The sequence below is a fragment of the Stutzerimonas kunmingensis genome (genome assembly GCF_002929225.1).
Taxonomy (GTDB): Bacteria; Pseudomonadota; Gammaproteobacteria; order Pseudomonadales; family Pseudomonadaceae; genus Stutzerimonas.
The window spans coordinates 514,080-531,849 of the sequence record NZ_PISM01000022.1 but is presented as its reverse complement, the minus strand read 5'-3'; the positions used below and the strand labels follow the sequence as shown (position 1 = coordinate 531,849).

Below are 17,770 nucleotides of genomic sequence, written 5' to 3'. Positions count from 1 at the left end.
CAACGCCTTGTACATATGTCTCGCCGGACAATCGACTCCACCGACGCGAAAGAAAGCACCGGGCAACATGCCGCGGGCTGGAAAGGCCGCTATCTTCCGTGAAAGCGTCCTTCGATTCCAGCGCCAATACATCTGGTCATGCTTCGACCAGCAAGCCTTCGACACGCTGGAAGCCTCGTGGCAGCTTGTTGCCGCGCCTGCCACGTTCGCCCTTGTAGTGTTCCAGATCCTCGGCCTTGAGCGACAGCGTACGCTTGCCCGCCTGCAACACCAGTGTCGCGCCGGCCGGCAACACGGCGAGATCGACCAGATATTCCTCGCGACTGGCAACCCGCTCGCCGGGGATGCCGATGATCTTGTTGCCCTTGCCCTTTCCCAGTTGCGGCAGATCGCGCACCGGGAACACCAGCAGACGGCCTTCGGTCGTCACGGCAGCCAGCCAGTCCTCCTCGCGGTTGGCCAACGGCCGCGGCGCGACGACCTTGGCGCCTTTCGGCAGCGAGAGCAGCGCCTTGCCGGCCTTGTTCTTGGCCTGCAGGTCCTCGCCCTTGACGACAAAGCCATAGCCGGCATCCGAAGCGATCACGTAGAGCGCCTCATCATCGGGCAGCATCACGCATTCGAAACTCGCGCCCGGCGGTGGCGTCAGCCGGCCGGTGAGCGGCTCGCCCTGGCCTCGCGCCGAAGGCAGCGAGTGCGCCGCCAGCGAATAGCTGCGCCCAGTGGAGTCGATGAACACCGCATATTGGTTCGAGCGCCCGGCCGCAGCTGCCTTGAAGCCATCTCCGGCCTTGTAGGAGAGCCCGCTGGCATCGACATCATGGCCCTTGGCGCAGCGCGCCCAGCCTTTATCGGAGATCACCACGGTCACCGGCTCGGACGGCAGCAGCTCGTTTTCCGACAGCGCCCGCGCCTCGGCACGCTCGACGATCGGCGAGCGGCGATCGTCGCCGTAGGTTTCCGCGTCCTCGATCAGCTCCTTGCGCACCAGTTTCTTCAGCTTGGTTTCACTACCCAGCAGCGCCAGCAGCTTCTCGCGCTCCTTGGCCAGCTCGTCCTGCTCGCCGCGGATCTTCATCTCTTCCAGCCGCGCCAGCTGACGCAGGCGGGTGTCGAGGATGTAGTCGGCCTGCAGCTCGGAGAGCTCGAAGCGCGCCATCAGCACCGGTTTGGGCTGATCTTCGGTTCGGATGATGTGGATCACTTCATCCAGATTGAGGAAAGCCACCAGCAAGCCTTCCAACAGGTGCAGACGCCTCTCGACCTTGTCCAGGCGGAACTGCAGGCGACGGCGCACGGTGCCTATGCGATAGGTCAGCCACTCGCTGAGCAGGGTACGCAGGTTCTTCACCTGTGGGCGACCATCGAGCCCGATCACGTTGGTGTTGACCCGGTAGCTGGACTCCAGATCGGTGGTGGCGAACAGGTGCTGCATCAGCGCTTCGACATCGACCCGGTTGGAGCGCGGGATGATGACGATGCGACAGGGGTTCTCATGATCCGACTCATCGCGCAGGTCGGCGACCATCGGCAGCTTCTTGGCCTGCATCTGCCCGGCGATCTGCTCGAGCACCTTGGAGCCGGACACCTGGTGCGGCAGGGCGGTGACCACGACGTCGCCGTCTTCGACACGGTAGACGGCCCGCATGCGAACGGAACCTCGACCTGTCTCATAGATCTTCAGCAGGTCCGCACGCGGCGTGATGATCTCCGCCTCGGTCGGGAAATCCGGCCCCAGCACATGCTCGCAGAGCTGCTCGACACTGGCGCTCGGCTCGTCGAGCAGACGTATGCAGGCGCTCGCCACTTCACGCAGGTTGTGCGGCGGCACATCGGTGGCCATGCCCACGGCGATGCCGGTGGTGCCGTTGAGCAAAAGGTTGGGCAGGCGCGCCGGTAGCGTTGCCGGCTCGTCGAGGGTGCCATCGAAGTTCGGCACCCAGTCAACCGTGCCCTGACCCAACTCGCTGAGCAGCACCTCGGAATAGCGCGACAACCGCGCCTCGGTATAACGCATGGCGGCGAACGACTTGGGATCGTCCGGCGCACCCCAGTTGCCCTGACCGTCGACCAGCGTGTAGCGATAGCTGAACGGCTGCGCCATCAGCACCATGGCTTCGTAGCAGGCACTGTCGCCATGCGGATGAAACTTGCCGAGCACGTCACCGACGGTACGTGCGGACTTCTTGTGCTTGGCGTCGGCGCCCAGGCCGAGTTCGCTCATGGCATAGATGATGCGCCGCTGCACCGGCTTCAAACCGTCGCCAATATGCGGCAGTGCGCGATCCATGATCACGTACATGGAGTAGTTGAGGTAGGCCTGCTCGGTGAAATCGGCGAGGGAGCGACGCTCCACGCCGTCCAGGCTCAGGTCGAGGGATTCGCTCATCAGCAATTTTCTTCAGCAAAGGATGGATGACTCACGGCTGGTTGCTCGCCGAACTTGAGCAAGTTGCCGTGGGCGTCGATGACATAAAGTTCTTGCATGCCCCAGGGCTGCATAACGGGCGCGTCCAGGACCAGGCCACGCTGACAGAACTCCCGGTACAGCGCCTGGCAATCGCCGGTACGTATGTAGCAGGAGGTGTTCTCGACAACGTGGCGCTCCGTGCAAAGCCAGAAATGCAGCTGCGCACCGTCGCGCTCCACGATCAGGTAGTCAGTGGCCTGGAGCACGACCTGGAAACCCAGATAGGTCGTGTAGAAGCCGCGGCTTTCATCGAGATTCAACGAAGCCAGGACAGGCACCGTGGACTGTATGAGCGCCCTCATCGGTCTTGCCCCTGAGGTAGTTGCTGGCGCAGCACCAGGGTGCCAGCGCGCTGGGTGAATTCAAGCTGCTTCAGTGCGCTCATACCGAGCAGAACCTGTTCGCTGCGAAAGCCGGGGGCGACGATAGCGCGCACGTCGTGCAGGCGGATGTCACCCAGATCGAGGCTCGACAGCACGGTGCGATAACCGGTGGTCTGGCCGTTGGCGGTGTGCAGCATCACCGGCGCGCCGCGCTCCAGTCCCAGCCGTTCGGCCAGCTCGGCCGGCACCGCGACATCGGTAGCACCGGTATCCAGCAGAAAGGTGACGACCTCACCATTGATCCGCCCGCTGGCAACGAAATGGCCTTGCACATTGCCGGCCAGCTGCACTTCGATCTGCTCGCCCTGCAGCTGCGAAACCGGCTGCCGATTGGGGTTGAGCCGATCCTCCTCCCAAGCGGCGAAAAAGCGGGTGGCCAGGAACAGTCCGACGCCCCAGGCGAGCACCAGCATCACGCGCCCGGCACGCCGCCCGGCGGTCTGGCTCACGGCTTCGCACCCCAGCCGCCATCAGGCGCGGCAAAACGCCAGACGATCGGGCGCTTTTCGCCATCGCCACGGGCCTTGCCGTTGTTGTCGACCCCGATCCACGCGCCTTCGGCATCGATCCACAGCGCCTCGGCGTTGCCAAAGGACTCAGCGTAGCGGCGATCCTCGGTCAAGGCCTCCTCGGCGAATGACCAGCAACGCTCCACCGCGCCAGTGGCCGGACTGCGACGACAGACGCGGTAGGCCGAGGGCTCGAGCACGAAAAGCTTGTCGGCGAAGAACGCCACCGCCGAGAAGCTCTTTGGCAGCGGCGCATCGCCCAGCGCAGCGGGCGGCAGCTGATCGCCCCCCTCGGCCATCAGCACGCAACCGCCCGTGCACTGCCAGCTGCTCTGCTGACGATGCAGCACCAGAAGACCGCGGCGCTCGCGTTCGGCCGCAAGCCACATGCGCTCGGCCTTCGGATCGACGGCGATCCCTTCGAACAGCGCGTTGAAGTGCCAGAGCATGCCGCTGGCCCGCGCCTGTCGTACCAGCGTATCGGGCAGGCGCAGCCATTCTGCCGTACCCGCTGGGCTGACCCGCAGCACGCCGGCATGGGCCTCACTGACCACGTAGCGGTTGCCCAGGCTGTCACAACTCAGACCTTCGAAATCCAGCTGACCACCCCGCACCTGGCCACTGACCCAGGCGCGCATGCGCATGCCCCAGGGCAAGCCGCTGTCCGGTGGCGGGGCCGCCTCGAAACGCTCGGGCTCCGCCTGCCAGGGCGAGACGCTGGTATCCAGACGATAGAGAACGTCGTCCTCGCGATCGGAAACGGCCCACAAGGCATCGCCGCACCAGGCCATTCCAGAAAGGTTGCCACCGGCCATTCCGGCCACCGGGTGCTCGTCGAGCAGCTTCAGTTCGGGCGCCGGCTCGCTGGCCCAGAGCGGTGCCGAAGCCAGACTCAGCAACGCCAGCCAACGGCGGATCAAACCAGCACCTCGGCCAGATTGCCCTTGGACTCGAGCCAGCTCTTGCGGTCGCCGGCGCGCTTCTTGGCCAGCAGCATGTCCATGATCTCGCGGGTGCCCTCGAAATCATCCAGGGTCAGCTGTACCAGTCGACGCGTGTTGGGGTCCATGGTGGTCTCGCGCAGTTGCGGCGGATTCATCTCACCGAGGCCCTTGAATCGGGTGACCTGAGGCTTGCCGCGGCGCTTCTCGGCGACCAAGCGCTCGAGGATGCCGTCGCGCTCGGCCTCGTCCAACGCGTAGAAAATGTCCTTGCCCAGGTCGATGCGATACAGCGGCGGCATGGCGACATAGACATGGCCGGCCTCGACCAGAGGGCGGAAATGCTGAACGAACAGGGCGCAAAGCAACGTGGCGATGTGCAGGCCGTCTGAGTCGGCGTCGGCGAGGATGCAGATCTTGCCGTAACGCAGCTGGCCCAGATCGGCCGCGCCCGGATCGACGCCGATGGCGACGGCGATGTCGTGGACTTCCTGGCTGGCCAGCACTTCGCCGCCGTCGACTTCCCAGGTGTTCAGGATCTTGCCGCGCAGCGGCATGATCGCCTGGAACTCCTTGTCCCGCGCCTGCTTGGCCGAGCCGCCGGCCGAGTCACCCTCGACCAGGAACAGCTCGGCGCGCATCGGGTCCTGCCCGGCGCAGTCGGCCAGCTTGCCCGGCAGCGCCGGACCCTGGGTGATCTTCTTGCGTTCGACCTTCTTGCCGGCCTTGAGGCGACGCCCGGCGTTGCTGATCGCCAGCTCGGCCAGTTGCATGCCCAGCTCCGGGTGGGCATTGAGCCAGAGGCTGAAGGCATCCTTGACCACACCGGAGACGAATGCCGCGGCCTCGCGGGACGACAGGCGCTCCTTGGTCTGCCCGGAGAACTGCGGCTCCTGCATCTTCATCGAGAGGACGAAGGCGATGCGCTCCCAGATGTCTTCCGGTGCCAGCTTCAACCCGCGCGGCAGCAGGTTGCGGAATTCGCAGAACTCGCGCATGGCGTCCAGCAGCCCCTGGCGCAGACCGTTGACATGGGTGCCACCCTGGGCCGTTGGAATCAGGTTGACGTAGCTCTCCTGGACACTCTCGCCACCTTCCGGCAGCCACAGCAGCGCCCAGTCCACCGCCTCAGTGTTGCCCGCCAGGGTGCCGACGAAGGGCTCGTCGGGCAGGCGCAGGTAATCGCTGACCGAGTCGACTAGGTACGAACGCAGGCCATCCTCGTAGTGCCACTCGACCTTCTCGCCGCTGCCCTTGTCCTCGAAGCTGACGCTCAGCCCCGGGCAGAGCACGGCCTTCGCCTTGAGCACATGCTTGAGGCGGCTGATGGAGAATTTGGGGGAATCGAAGTATTTCGGATCGGCCCAGAAGCGCACGCTGGTACCGGTGTTGCGCTTGCCGACGCTGCCGATGACTTCCAGGTCAGTGGCCTTGAAGCCATCGGCGAAGCTCATGCGGTACTCGCTGCCGTCGCGCTTGACGGTCACTTCGACCCGCGTCGACAGGGCGTTGACCACCGAGATGCCGACCCCGTGCAGACCACCGGAGAACTGGTAGTTCTTGTTGGAGAACTTGCCGCCGGCGTGAAGCTTGGTGAGGATCAGCTCGACGCCCGGCACACCCTCTTCCGGGTGAATGTCCACCGGCATGCCACGGCCGTCGTCGATCACTTCCAGCGAATTGTCTTGATGCAGGATCACCTGAACCGAGCGGGCATGGCCGGCGAGGGCTTCGTCGACGCTGTTGTCGATGACTTCCTGGGCCAGGTGGTTGGGCCGCGAGGTATCGGTGTACATGCCCGGGCGCTTGCGCACCGGGTCGAGGCCGGAAAGAACCTCGATGGCTTCTGCGGTATAAGACATCTGTCTGGCACTGTCCTTATGTTCTGAATGAATCAGCCCTTGCGGGCAGCGAAATCCGCGCAACGCCGGAATGAAATGGCCGGTCCGCGTTCGCGAAACCACCCTGACCGCCGACCAGCCGCGCTAACGTTGCGCCGCGCATCAGCATCTCTTCAGAGCCGATCAAGCCATGCCTGCGGCTCGAAGCCGGCAAAGGCCAGCAGCGCCGGCAGACGCTCGGCAAATCCCTGGAAGCCATGGTCGCCACCGGCCTGAATGCGCAGTGCACAGCCACGATAGAACTGCGCGGCGTCACGGTAATCCAGCGTCTCGTCGCCCGTCTGCAGCCAGACCTGATAGCGCTCGGCATCCTGTGGTGGCGCGGTTTCCAGTTCCGCCAAGGCGGTTACATGATCGTCGGTGAGGTCCCAGACTTCCCCGCTATACAGATTGGTCTGCGGCCCAAGATAACCATCGAACCGGCGGTGCGGTGTCACGGCCGGATTGATGAGCAATGCCTTGAGGCCATGGCGCTCGGCGAGGTGCGTCGCATAGTAGCCGCCAAGCGAGCTGCCGACCAGCAACGGCCGGCCGAGCTCGGCCAGGCATGCTTCGAGTTGGGCGATGGCCTGACGCGGATGATGGTGCAGCGCGGGGACCCGCAAGCGTTCAGCCATGCCCAGTTTCTCCAGCGCAGCGGACAACTGGCTGGCCTTCTGCGAGACCGGTGAGCTGTTGAGACCGTGGATATAGAGAATCGAAGGTGAATAGCTGGACATGGATACAGCTCGTAGGAAAACCGCAAGGCTACAAGGCACCTGCCGCCGTCTGCAAGCAGGCCGGCGGCATGATGGGTGGGCTCGGGGTATCTGCAGGCAAGTACCGCCAGCGCGTGTCACTGCGCGCAGAGCCGGGTTAGTAGCCCTTGACGCTGTAGTCGATCTCGAACTCGATACCGCTGACCCGGGAAACTCCGGTTTCCAGCTGTCCATCGGCATATAGCCGCAGCCAGCGATAACCCGGCGCGACGTTGTCGACCTGAAAGTCTTCGCTCTGCGGGGCGAACTGCACGCCGGTCGATGGCGACGCCAGCAGGCGTACGTCGTTACGCCAGCTATCGAACTCCTGGTGGATATGACCCCAGAGCAATGCACGCACGTTGCTGTGACGATCCAGCACCTCGAACAGGGCTTCTGGATTGCGCAGCCCGATGGTATCCATCCAGCGACTGCCGATGGACACCGGATGATGGTGCAGACAGATCAGGTGGTGATGGTCCGGCGCCTCACTCAGTGCACGCTCGAGCAGTTCCAGCTGATCGTTGCGCAGCACGCCGAACACCGAGCCCGCCACCAGCGTATCGAGCATCACCACGCGCCACCCGCCAATCTCCAGCACCGGCTCCATCAGCGCACTGCCACGGCAGGCCTCACGCATTGCTGCCAGCTCGTCGTGGTTCCCCGGACACCAGCGCGCTGGTGCTTCGATGCGTTCGGCAAGCCGGCGGAACCGCTGGTAGGACGCTACCGAGCCATCCTGCGACAGGTCGCCGGTGGCAAGGATCAGGTCGATGCGCGGCTGCTCGTCGATGGCCAGCTCGACCACCTGCTCCAGGCTGTCACAGGTATTCATGCCCAGCAGCTTGCCGTCCGCTTCGGCAAACAGATGGCTGTCGGTAAGCTGCACCAGCAGAACCGAATCTTCAACAGTCAGGGACGCACCAGGCAATGCCCTTCTCCTTGAGCTAAATCGCAACGGAATTATGGTAGGTGCCCGGCAGGGGGGTAAACCTCGGGATGTGGGCTTGGATCACAGAATAGCGCTGCGCATCCAGGGCGGATCAAGCGCAGTATCAGGCTATCAAGGCATGGCGCAAGGGGTCAGAGCACCGGTTCCAGCTCGTGCCCGCAGGCCAGACAGTGGCCCAGCCATTCGCCGAGGAACAGATTGAGCTGGTTCTTCTCGTCCGGCTGGTGCATCTGCGCGTTGGGGTAGTGATAGATGCCGCGGAAACGTCGCGCATTCTCGGCGCGAATGACTTCGGCCATACGCGCATCGTGGTAAACCCGCACCTCCATCTTCGGCACCGGCAACCAGGTCAGGCAGTTCTCCTGACTGACCTGCAAGGTCGTGGTGTAAGGGCAGCTCTCCAGCACCTCGAGCACCAGCACACCGAGCAACATGTCGCCCTGACTGATGGCGATGCGGCGCGCGTCGCAACCGTTACGCATGCCCGGCAGCAGGCGCATCAGGCGCAGGTAATTGGCCTCGCAGGCCGACTGCAGCTCAAGCAGGTCGACTCGGTATCGCTCGCGCGTCTTTCTCATGTCCACGCCCCCCGCACCTGCTCTCGATTCAAGGCCAGCCACTGCAGTGCAATGATGCTGGCCGCGTTGTCGATACGACCCTCGTTGACCGCGCGGAGTGCCTGCTGCAGCGGCCAGACATGCACGCGGATATCCTCGCCTTCCTCGGCCAGACCGAAGACGCCTTGTGCGCCTTCGCTGTCGCAGCGACCGATGTAGAGATGCACCTGTTCATCGCTGCCGCCCGGGGACGGGAAGTACCGGGTGATCGGCCACAGCTCGCCCAGCTCCAGACCGGCTTCTTCGACCGCCTCGCGCCGGGCCACCGCGTCAGGTGACTCGTCCTTGTCGATCAGCCCCGCCACCAGCTCGATCAGCCAGGGGTTCTCGACCTTGCCCAGCGCACCCACGCGGAACTGCTCGATAAGCACTACCTGATCGCGCTGCGGATCGTAGGGCAGCACGCACACGGCGTCATGCCGCACGAACAGCTCGCGACTCAACTCCGCGCCCATGGCGCCGCTGAACTGGCGATGACGCAGGTGCAGGCGTTCCAGCCGGTAAAAACCGCTGAAGCATTGCTCTCGTCGGAGGATCTGGACATCATCCGGTCCGGGCTTGAAGGTCTCGCTCATCGGGTACTACTCATATCGGTTTGAACCGCGCCTTACGTGACGGCGGGCGACTGCAACCGTCACAACGTGAGCGGCTTCGTCGCCATCCTAACGCGGCATCGTCGCTGGCGCAGCCCTTTGCAGACCACCGTAGCCGAAGAAAGCTCCACCTGCAGCGCCGCACGAACTTCAGGTGTCTTCGGCAATCGAAAGCGCACTGCCATGCCTGGACCAACCATGAATCGAACCGCCTCCATCCGCACTCTGATCCTGCTGAGCAGCCTTGTCGTGCTGCTGAGCGGCTGTCAGCACCTCGCCTCCGAAAGCCCGGTGGAGGTGCGCCAGAACCTCACCGAGCAACGCCCGCAGGGCTGCCAGGGCGGAGACTGCCCGCTGGTGAACATCGACACCCTGACCTTCACCGACGAACCCGAACTGAACAACCTGATCGACGCGCGCCTGCGCCGGATGACCATCAATGGTCCGGATGATCGGCTGCCGGATTCGCTCGAGAGTTACCAGCAGGAGTTTCTGCGCGCTGCCGAGCCGGGCTGGAGCAGCTACCTGCAGGCCAAGCTGCGCGAGCAGCACGGCGACATCCTGGTCGTCGAGCTGTCCAGCTATCTGTATGTCGGTGGCGCCCACGGTATGCCCGGTCGCGGCTTCATCAACTACGACCGAGAGGCCGATCGGGAATTACGTCTCGAAGACCTGCTGATCCCCGGGCAGGAGGGAAGCTTCTGGCGCGTTGCGCGCCAGGCCCATCAACGCTGGCTGGTGGAGAACGGCCACGCCCAGGACGCCGAGTTCACCGGCTTCTGGCCCTTCCAGCAGACCGCAAACATCGCGCTGCTGAAAGACAGCGTGTTGCTCAAGTACGACGTGTACAGCATTGCGCCGTACTCGAGCGGGCACCCTGAACTGTTCATCCCCCATGAACAGCTGGAAGGCATTCTGAAGCCGGAATATCTCTGAGGATACGAAGCGGGCCGGTATATGCCAGCCCGCTTCGGGTCGTCTACAGCCAGTCGATCACACCTCGCCGGTCACACCTGCTTGTAGATCACCGAGCCTTCGTCCTTGAAACGCGAGGACTGCTCGGCGAAGCCGGCCTCGATGGCCTTCTGCTCGTCGGTCAGGCCGTGCTCAGCGGCGTATTCGCGCACTTCCTGGGTAATCTTCATCGAACAGAACTTCGGTCCGCACATGGAGCAGAAGTGCGCCACCTTGGCCGATTCCTTCGGCAGCGTCTCGTCGTGGAAGGCACGCGCGGTGTCCGGGTCGAGACCGAGGTTGAACTGGTCTTCCCAGCGGAACTCGAAGCGCGCCTTGGACAGGGCGTTGTCGCGAATCTGCGCGCCCGGATGACCCTTGGCGAGATCAGCAGCGTGCGCGGCGATCTTGTAGGTGATGATGCCGGTCTTGACGTCATCCTTGTTCGGCAGACCAAGGTGCTCCTTCGGCGTGACGTAGCAGAGCATGGCGCAGCCGAACCAGCCGATCATCGCCGCACCGATGCCACTGGTGATGTGGTCGTAACCCGGCGCGATGTCGGTGGTCAGCGGGCCCAGGGTGTAGAACGGCGCCTCGTCGCAGCATTCCAGCTGCTTGTCCATGTTCTCCTTGATCATCTGCATCGGCACGTGACCCGGGCCTTCGATCATGCACTGCACATCGTGTTTCCAGGCGATCTTGGTCAGCTCACCGAGGGTTTCCAGCTCACCGAACTGTGCAGCGTCGTTGGCGTCGGCGATCGACCCCGGACGCAGGCCATCACCCAGCGAGAAGCTGACGTCATAGGCCTTCATGATTTCGCAGATTTCCTCGAAGTTCGTGTAGAGGAAGTTCTCCTTGTGATGCGCCAGGCACCACTTGGCCATGATCGAACCGCCGCGCGAGACGATGCCGGTCACGCGCTTGGCCGTCAGCGGCACGTAGCGCAGCAGCACCCCGGCGTGGATGGTGAAGTAGTCCACGCCCTGTTCAGCCTGCTCGATCAGCGTGTCGCGGAACAGCTCCCAGGTCAGGTCCTCGGCCACGCCGTTGACCTTCTCCAGCGCCTGGTAGATCGGCACGGTGCCGATCGGCACCGGCGAGTTGCGGATGATCCATTCGCGGGTTTCGTGGATGTGCTTGCCGGTGGACAGGTCCATCACCGTGTCCGAACCCCAGCGGATGCCCCAGGTCAGCTTGGCCACTTCCTCTTCGATCGAAGAACCCAGCGCCGAGTTGCCGATATTGCCGTTGATCTTCACCAGGAAGTTGCGGCCGATAATCATCGGCTCGAGTTCGGTGTGGTTGATGTTGGCCGGGATGATGGCGCGGCCGCGGGCCACTTCATCACGCACGAATTCCGGCGTGATCTCCTTGGGGATCGAGGCGCCGAAGCTATGCCCGGCGTGTTGATCCTTGAGCAGTCCGGCCTCGCGGGCTTCGGTCAGTTTCATATTCTCGCGGATGGCAACGTATTCCATCTCGGGGGTGATGATGCCCTTGCGCGCATAGTGCATCTGGCTGACGTTATGCCCCGGCTTGGCCCGCCGCGGATGACGTACATGGGCAAAGCGCATGGCGGTCAGCTCGGCGTCGTTCAGGCGACGCTGGCCGAACTCGGAGGTCAACCCCGGCAGCTTCTCGGTATCGCCGCGCTCCTCGATCCAGGCACTGCGCACATCGGCCAGGCCCTTGCGTACGTCGATCTGCACGTTCGGATCGGTATAGGGGCCGGAGGTGTCGTAGACGGTAACCGGGGCGTTGATCTCGCCGCCGAAGTCCGTGGGCGTCACGTCCAGGCTGATCTCGCGCATCGGTACGCGGATATCCGGGCGCGAACCCTGCACATAGATTTTCTGCGAACGCGGGAAGGGTTGGATCGACTGCTGGTCGACCTGGGCGGATTCACTCAGGTTCTGTTGTTCTACACGCATCAGGCTGGCTCCTAGAGAATTGTCGGAGCGAACCTGAAAACACGGATGGCAAGGGCATCGGGTGCGCCGGAACTGGCGCCGAGAGAGCTGGCCTAACGACTGGCGAGCACATCTTGTTCCCTACGCAGGCCTTAACCTGATCAGGTTCAACGGGATCCGGAACTTTCCGATCTCAGCCTTCGCTTCAAGGCACCCCGACAAGAACGCCATCGAGTCTAATCAAGAGCCAGTACGAACGCCATGCCAAGGGCGAAAGTAGTCGACCGTTCGGTCATTCCGACCGTCCGCAACCGGCATCTGACGTTGCCTCGCACACGCGCCTTGACCCCCCGTCAGCCGCCGCTTAGCCTTGCCCCTCAGCTCTATTCAGGATGGACCCAACATGCTGCGCAGACTCCCCCTGGCTCTCGCCGTGGCCTCCCTCACCGCCGGAGCAGCCTGGGCGCAGGAGACCATCCCCCTCGCCAGCAAGACCGATCTGGTCAGCGTCTATCAGCAAGCCGTCAACAACAACGCCGACCTGGCCGCGGCGCGCGCGCTGTTTCGCGCCCGCCAGGAAATCGTGCCGCAGGCGCGGGCCGGCCTGCTGCCCAACCTCAGTGCCGGCGCCGAGCTGAGCGACACCGAAACGGACGTCGACACCAGCATGGGCTCCACCTCGCTGTCGCGCAGCGGCACCGCCTATCAGGCGACGCTGAGCCAGCCAATTTTCCGCGCCGACCGCTGGTTCCAGCTCAAGGCTGCGGAAGCCGTGAGCGAGCAGGCGGCAATCGAATACTCCATCGCTGAACAGGACCTGATCCTGCAGAGCGCCCAGGCCTACTTCGCCGTGCTGCGCGCCCAGGACAATCTGGCGGCGGTTAAAGCCGAGGAAGCTGCATTCAAGCGCCAGCTCGACCAGGCCAACGAACGCTTCGAGGTCGGTCTTTCCGACAAGACCGACGTGCTCGAGGCCCAGGCCGGGTTCGATACCGCACGCGCCAATCGGTCCATCGCCCAGCGCCAGGTCGAGGACGCCTTCCAGGCGCTGTACACCCTGACCAACCGCGAATATATCGCCCTCGAAGGCATCCGCCACACCCTGCCTGTCCTGGCGCCGGTGCCGAACGAGGCCAAGGCGTGGGTCGATACCGCAACACGGCAGAACCTCAACCTGCTGGCGGTCAATTACGCGGTGACCGCAGCGGAAGAAACCCTGCGCCAGCGCCGCTCCGGCCATGCACCGACGCTCGATGCGGTGGCGTCCTATCGCAAGGGCGACAACGATGCACTGGGCTTCAGCAACAGCCAGAGCATCCCGGGCTTCGACATGCCGCGCTACACCGGTGACGTCGAGCAGCGCAGCATCGGCCTGCAGCTGAATATTCCGCTCTACAGCGGCGGCCTGACCACTTCGCAGAGTCGCGAGGCCTATTACCAGCTCAGCCAGAGCGAGCAGCAGCGCGAGAGCCTGCGTCGCCAGGTGGTCGAATCCACACGCAATCTGCACCGAGCGGTTAACACCGATATCGAGCAGGTCGAGGCTCGCCGGCAATCGATCATCTCCAATCAGAGCGCGCTGGAGGCGACGGAGATCGGCTATCAGGTCGGCACGCGCAACATCGTCGACGTGCTCGACACCCAGCGCCGCCTGTATGGCGCCGTGCGGGACTACAACAACGCCCGCTACGACTACATCCTCGACAACCTGCGCCTGAAACAGGCCGCCGGCACGCTCAATCCGGACGATCTGCAGCAGCTGGCGGCCTACCTGAAGCCCGACTACAACCCGGACACCGACTTCCTGCCACCGGATCTGCCGCAAACCATCGGCCAGCCGGTGCGGATCGATTACTGAGTGACGGAAAAACAGGTGCATGACCGGCCGGGTAGCCTAGCGATACCGTCATGCACTTGTGCGAGCACCCAGCGGCTGACAACTCTAGTGTTGAGTTGCCCGGCCCGGGGCGGGAAAACGACAAAAGCATCCAGCGCCGAACATGGCCACCTGACGCCGAATCCGCCCGGCTAATTACCCGAGCAGCCGCCCCAACCCCGCCAGCAACCGCTCCAGAGCCCCCTGATTGGCCTTGAGCACGCCGAGACCGGCATCGCGCATCGCCTGAGCTCCGCTTGGATCGCCCCAGAGTTCGCTGACCGCTTGCGCCAGTTGCACGGCATCCTGCACTTCGCGCAGGGCGCCGGCATCGCGCAGTTGCGCGGAGATTTCGAGAAAGTTGAATAGGTGCGGGCCGCTGAGCACCGGCTTGCCCAGCGCGGCGGGCTCTAGAAGGTTGTGCCCACCGTTGGGCACTAGGCTGCCGCCAACGAAGGCGACATCCGCCAGCGCATAGAGAAACAGCAGCTCGCCCATGGTGTCGCCGACCAGCACCTGGGTGCCGGCGTCGACCACTTCCCCCGTCGAGCGCCGCACGGCGACAAACCCGTCCCTGACCGCCGACTCGTACACCGAGGCGAAGCGCTCCGGGTGTCTGGGCACCAGGATCAGCAGCGCCTGCGGGTGTTCGCCAAGCAGCTGGCGATGAGCAGCGAGCATGATCTCGTCCTCGCCAGCGTGAGTACTGGCGGCGATCCACAAAGGCCGCTCCAGCGCCGCCCATTGGCGGCGCAAATCGGTCGCCCGCGCCAGCAGTGCCGGGTCGATGGTCAGGTCGAACTTGATCGAGCCGGTCACCTCGACGCACTCATCGCGCGCACCGAGCTGGCGAAAACGTTCGGCTTCAGCCTCGGTCTGCACGGCAATCAGGCTCAGCTCGGCCAGCATCGGCGCGGTCAGACGGGCGAAACGCGCATAGCCCCGCGCCGAACGCTCGGACAACCGCGCATTGGCCAGCGCAACCGGAATGCCGCGGCGGGCACACTGATGGATATGGTTGGGCCAGAGTTCGGTTTCCATCACCACCGCCAGCTTCGGCTGCACGCGATCAAGAAAGCGCGCCGCCGCCCAGGGCAGGTCATAGGGCAGATAGCAGTGCTGCACGCTGTCGCCGAACAGCGCCTGAATCCGTTCCGAGCCGGTCGGTGTCATACAGGTGACGGTGATCGGCAACTGCGGATAGCGCGTCATCAGCTGGCGGATCATCGGCGCCGCGGCGATGCTTTCGCCGACCGAGACCGCATGCACCCAGATACCACCCGGGCGAAGCGGCGGCAGGCCGAAGGCGAAACGTTCGCCGATACGACGGGAGTAGGCCGGAGCGCGCCAGGCACGCCAAAGCAGGCGCAGCAATACCAGTGGCAAACCGAGATGGAACAGCAGGGTATAGAGGGTGCGATTCATGGGCGCGGAGCTTAGCAAGCCGCCTGCCGGCGAGCCACAACCGCCACGGCTGGCGAACTAGTCGACGAGGACGCGACCGAACGGAGTTGCCCCTTCCACTCCACAATCAGGATTTCCCATGTCCGGTTACGTTTACCTGGCCATCGCCATCTGCGCCGAAGTGGTCGCCACCACTTCGATGAAAGCCCTGGCCGGCTTCAGCCGCCCGCTGCCCCTGTTGCTGGTGATTTGTGGCTATAGCCTGTCGTTCTGGATGCTGGCGCTGGTGGTGAAGACCATTCCGGTGGGGATCGCCTACGCCATCTGGGCGGGCCTGGGCATCGTGCTGGTCAGCATCGCTGCGGCGTTGATCTATCGTCAGCACCTGGACCTGCCGGCAGTGCTCGGCATGGCGTTGATCATCGCTGGCGTGGTGGTCATTCAGCTGTTCTCCGACAGCACCGGCCACTGAGCGCCCCGCGAACTGCATGCAGTTATACTGCGCGTCCGTTTACCCGTATGAGGTCTGCACATGCCCGAATCCCTCAGCACCGACGTTCTGATCGTTGGCGGCGGCGTCGCCGGCCTCTGGCTCAACGCGCGCCTGCGCAGACAAGGTTTTGCCACGTTGCTGGTGGACAAGGGAACGCTGGGCGGCGGGCAGAGCGTGAAGTCCCAGGGCATCATTCATGGCGGTACCAAATACGCCTTGAGCGGCGCCCTCACCGGTGCATCCGAAGCCATCGCCGACATGCCGCGGCGCTGGCGCGAGGCGCTCGAAGGCAAGGGCGAACTGGACCTCCGCGGCGTGCGCCTGCTCTCCGATGCGCATTACCTCTGGTCGCCCGGCACCCTGGCCGGCAACCTCACCAGCTTCTTCGCCAGCAAGGCAGTGCGCTCGCGGGTTGGCCAGGTCAAGGGCGACGAGCTGCCGCCCGCGCTGCAACACCCGAAATTCAAGGGCAAGGTCTACCGCCTCAGCGAACTGGTGCTCGATGTGCCTAGCCTGATCGCCCGTCTGGCCGAGCTGGCCGGCGACAGCCTGCTCGCCGGCCAGCAGGTCGAACCGCTACTCGATGGCGAAGAGCTGGTCGGCCTGCGCGTCGACGGCCGCGAGATCCGCGCTCAGCGCATCGTCTTCAGCGCCGGCGGCGGAACGGCAGAGCTGCTCGCTTCGCTCGGCCTGCAACAGCCGGCCATGCAGCGCCGCCCGCTGCACATGGTCATCGTCAAGGCGCCGACGCTCAAGCCGCTCTACGCTCACTGCCTGGGCGGCGGAACCAAGCCGCGCATCACCGTGACCAGCCATCCGGCAGCAGATGGCGAGTGGGTCTGGTATCTCGGCGGCGATCTGGCCGAAGCCGACGGCGTGGCGCGCGACGAAGCCAGCCAGATCGCCGTGGCGAAGAAAGAACTGGCCGAGCTGGTGCCCTGGATCGACCTGTCTACCGCGCACTGGGCCACGCTACGCATCGACCGCGCCGAGCCTGCGCAATCGGCCCTCGCCCGTCCGGACAATGCCTTTCTCGCCGAGCAGGGCCGCCTGCTGGTCGGCTGGCCGACCAAACTGGCGCTGTCACCGGACTTTTCCGACCGCGTCGAAGCCACTCTCGCCCGCGACGGCATTCGCCCCGGCCAGCATCCTGCGCTACCGGAACTGCCGCGACCACCGTTGACCGGCCCGTTCTGGGAAGGGCTGCTGCCATGAGTGCAACGCTGCATGAGTTGCACCGCCCGCTGGGCAGCACCGGCCTGCGCATTTCGCCGTTGGGTCTGGGCACGGTCAAGCTGGGTCGCGATCAAGGGGTGAAGTACCCCAGCGGTTTCGCCATTCCCGACGATGCCCAGGCTCGCCAGCTGCTGGCGCTGGCCCGCGATCTGGGTATCAATCTGATCGATACCGCCCCGGCCTACGGCGTCAGCGAAGAACGGCTCGGTCCGTTGCTGGCTGACCAACGCGATGAGTGGGTGATCGTCAGCAAGGTCGGCGAGGAGTTCGAGAACGGCCAGTCGCACTTCGACTTTTCCGCCGCGCACACGCGCTTTTCGGTCGAACGCAGCCTCAAGCGCCTGCGCACCGACCGCATCGAGCTGGTGCTGGTGCATTCCGATGGCAACGATCTGGACATCCTGCAGCACGCCGAGGTCTACCAGACCCTCGCCGAGCTCAAGCGCGAGGGCAAGATTCTCGGCTACGGCCTCTCCGGGAAGACCGTGGACGGCGGACTGCTGGCGCTGCAGCAAGGCGACTGTGCGATGGTCACCTACAACCTCAACGAGCAGGCCGAGCGACCGGTGCTCGACTACGCTGCAGCCCACGGCAAGGGCATTCTGATCAAGAAAGCCCTGGCCAGCGGCCACGCCTGCCTCAAGCCAGGTGAAGACCCGGTGCGCCGCAGCTTCGAGCTGCTGTTCAGCCACCCCGGCGTCAGTGGTGCGATCATCGGCACTATCAATCCGCAGCATTTGACGGCTAACGTACGGACTGCTGCTGCCGTTCTGACCGGCAACTGAAACGGT

The 17,770-nt window shown here is 64.4% G+C and carries 16 protein-coding genes and 1 riboswitch; of the genes, 5 read left to right on the top strand and 11 right to left on the bottom strand.

All coding sequences use genetic code 11. The annotated features are described in order from the left end of the window. Nucleotides 1-136 precede the first annotated feature (136 nt). From parC to CW305_RS21595, 9 genes are all read right to left on the bottom strand, one after another. On the bottom strand, nt 137-2,389 hold the full coding sequence (gene parC, locus CW305_RS21635; RefSeq protein ID WP_104098942.1) for a DNA topoisomerase IV subunit A: 2,253 nt from the start codon (nt 2,387-2,389) through the stop codon (nt 137-139). Further along, entirely contained in the window at nt 2,389-2,772 is a 384-nt protein-coding gene (locus CW305_RS21630; RefSeq protein WP_104098941.1) for a bleomycin resistance protein, read from the bottom strand. Before CW305_RS21630 ends, parC begins: the two co-directional genes overlap by 1 nt. After that, nucleotides 2,769-3,302 (bottom strand): retropepsin-like aspartic protease family protein, encoded by a 534-nt coding sequence (locus CW305_RS21625; RefSeq protein WP_104098940.1) that lies wholly within the window; start codon nt 3,300-3,302, stop codon nt 2,769-2,771. Before CW305_RS21625 ends, CW305_RS21630 begins: the two co-directional genes overlap by 4 nt. Then, nucleotides 3,299-4,282: an esterase-like activity of phytase family protein gene (locus tag CW305_RS21620; RefSeq protein ID WP_104098939.1), complete on the bottom strand. Its 984-nt coding sequence runs from the start codon at nt 4,280-4,282 to the stop codon at nt 3,299-3,301. The genes CW305_RS21625 and CW305_RS21620 overlap by 4 nt, the downstream gene beginning before the upstream one ends. Further along, the gene (gene parE / locus CW305_RS21615) at nt 4,279-6,165 is read right to left on the bottom strand and encodes a DNA topoisomerase IV subunit B (RefSeq protein ID WP_041015875.1); all 1,887 of its coding nucleotides are present in this window, start codon (nt 6,163-6,165) and stop codon (nt 4,279-4,281) included. Before parE ends, CW305_RS21620 begins: the two co-directional genes overlap by 4 nt. 152 nt (nt 6,166-6,317) lie before the next feature. Continuing rightward, on the bottom strand, nt 6,318-6,923 hold the full coding sequence (locus CW305_RS21610) for a YqiA/YcfP family alpha/beta fold hydrolase (protein ID WP_041015874.1): 606 nt from the start codon (nt 6,921-6,923) through the stop codon (nt 6,318-6,320). A gap of 136 nt (nt 6,924-7,059) precedes the next feature. Then, nucleotides 7,060-7,872, bottom strand: coding sequence for a 3',5'-cyclic-AMP phosphodiesterase (gene cpdA / locus CW305_RS21605; RefSeq protein ID WP_104098938.1), 813 nt, complete (start codon nt 7,870-7,872; stop codon nt 7,060-7,062). Between the two features lie 152 nt (nt 7,873-8,024). Next, a complete protein-coding gene (locus CW305_RS21600; protein WP_003301652.1) occupies nt 8,025-8,471 on the bottom strand; it encodes a DUF1249 domain-containing protein in 447 nt (148 codons plus the stop codon). Then, nucleotides 8,468-9,085, bottom strand: coding sequence for an NUDIX domain-containing protein (locus tag CW305_RS21595; protein WP_003301651.1), 618 nt, complete (start codon nt 9,083-9,085; stop codon nt 8,468-8,470). The genes CW305_RS21600 and CW305_RS21595 overlap by 4 nt, the downstream gene beginning before the upstream one ends. A 216-nt stretch (nt 9,086-9,301) precedes the next feature. Between CW305_RS21595 and CW305_RS21590 the strand changes: the two genes are divergently transcribed. Beyond that, nucleotides 9,302-10,039, top strand: a complete 738-nt coding sequence (locus tag CW305_RS21590) for an RsiV family protein (protein WP_104098937.1) — start codon at nt 9,302-9,304, stop codon at nt 10,037-10,039. 71 nt (nt 10,040-10,110) lie between these two features. Here CW305_RS21590 and thiC read toward each other — a convergent pair whose 3' ends face one another. Continuing rightward, nucleotides 10,111-11,991, bottom strand: a complete 1,881-nt coding sequence (gene thiC / locus CW305_RS21585; RefSeq protein ID WP_104098936.1) for a phosphomethylpyrimidine synthase ThiC — start codon at nt 11,989-11,991, stop codon at nt 10,111-10,113. Between the two features lie 100 nt (nt 11,992-12,091). Beyond that, nucleotides 12,092-12,198: riboswitch (TPP riboswitch) on the bottom strand. A gap of 175 nt (nt 12,199-12,373) precedes the next feature. Between thiC and CW305_RS21580 the strand changes: the two genes are divergently transcribed. Further along, a complete protein-coding gene (locus CW305_RS21580) occupies nt 12,374-13,828 on the top strand; it encodes a TolC family outer membrane protein (protein WP_023444877.1) in 1,455 nt (484 codons plus the stop codon). 174 nt (nt 13,829-14,002) lie between these two features. On the opposite strand, the gene waaA is transcribed toward CW305_RS21580, so the two are convergent. Further along, on the bottom strand, nt 14,003-15,271 hold the full coding sequence (gene waaA / locus CW305_RS21575; RefSeq protein WP_104098935.1) for a lipid IV(A) 3-deoxy-D-manno-octulosonic acid transferase: 1,269 nt from the start codon (nt 15,269-15,271) through the stop codon (nt 14,003-14,005). A gap of 118 nt (nt 15,272-15,389) precedes the next feature. On the opposite strand from waaA, the gene CW305_RS21570 reads away from it, so the two are divergent. From CW305_RS21570 to CW305_RS21560, 3 genes are read left to right on the top strand one after another with little or no spacing between them, the layout of a single operon-like run. Further along, nucleotides 15,390-15,722: a DMT family transporter gene (locus CW305_RS21570; protein WP_003301642.1), complete on the top strand. Its 333-nt coding sequence runs from the start codon at nt 15,390-15,392 to the stop codon at nt 15,720-15,722. Between the two features lie 60 nt (nt 15,723-15,782). Beyond that, nucleotides 15,783-16,958: an NAD(P)/FAD-dependent oxidoreductase gene (locus tag CW305_RS21565; protein WP_104098934.1), complete on the top strand. Its 1,176-nt coding sequence runs from the start codon at nt 15,783-15,785 to the stop codon at nt 16,956-16,958. Further along, a complete protein-coding gene (locus tag CW305_RS21560; protein WP_104098933.1) occupies nt 16,955-17,764 on the top strand; it encodes an aldo/keto reductase in 810 nt (269 codons plus the stop codon). Before CW305_RS21565 ends, CW305_RS21560 begins: the two co-directional genes overlap by 4 nt. The last annotated feature ends 6 nt before the right edge of the window (nt 17,765-17,770 follow it).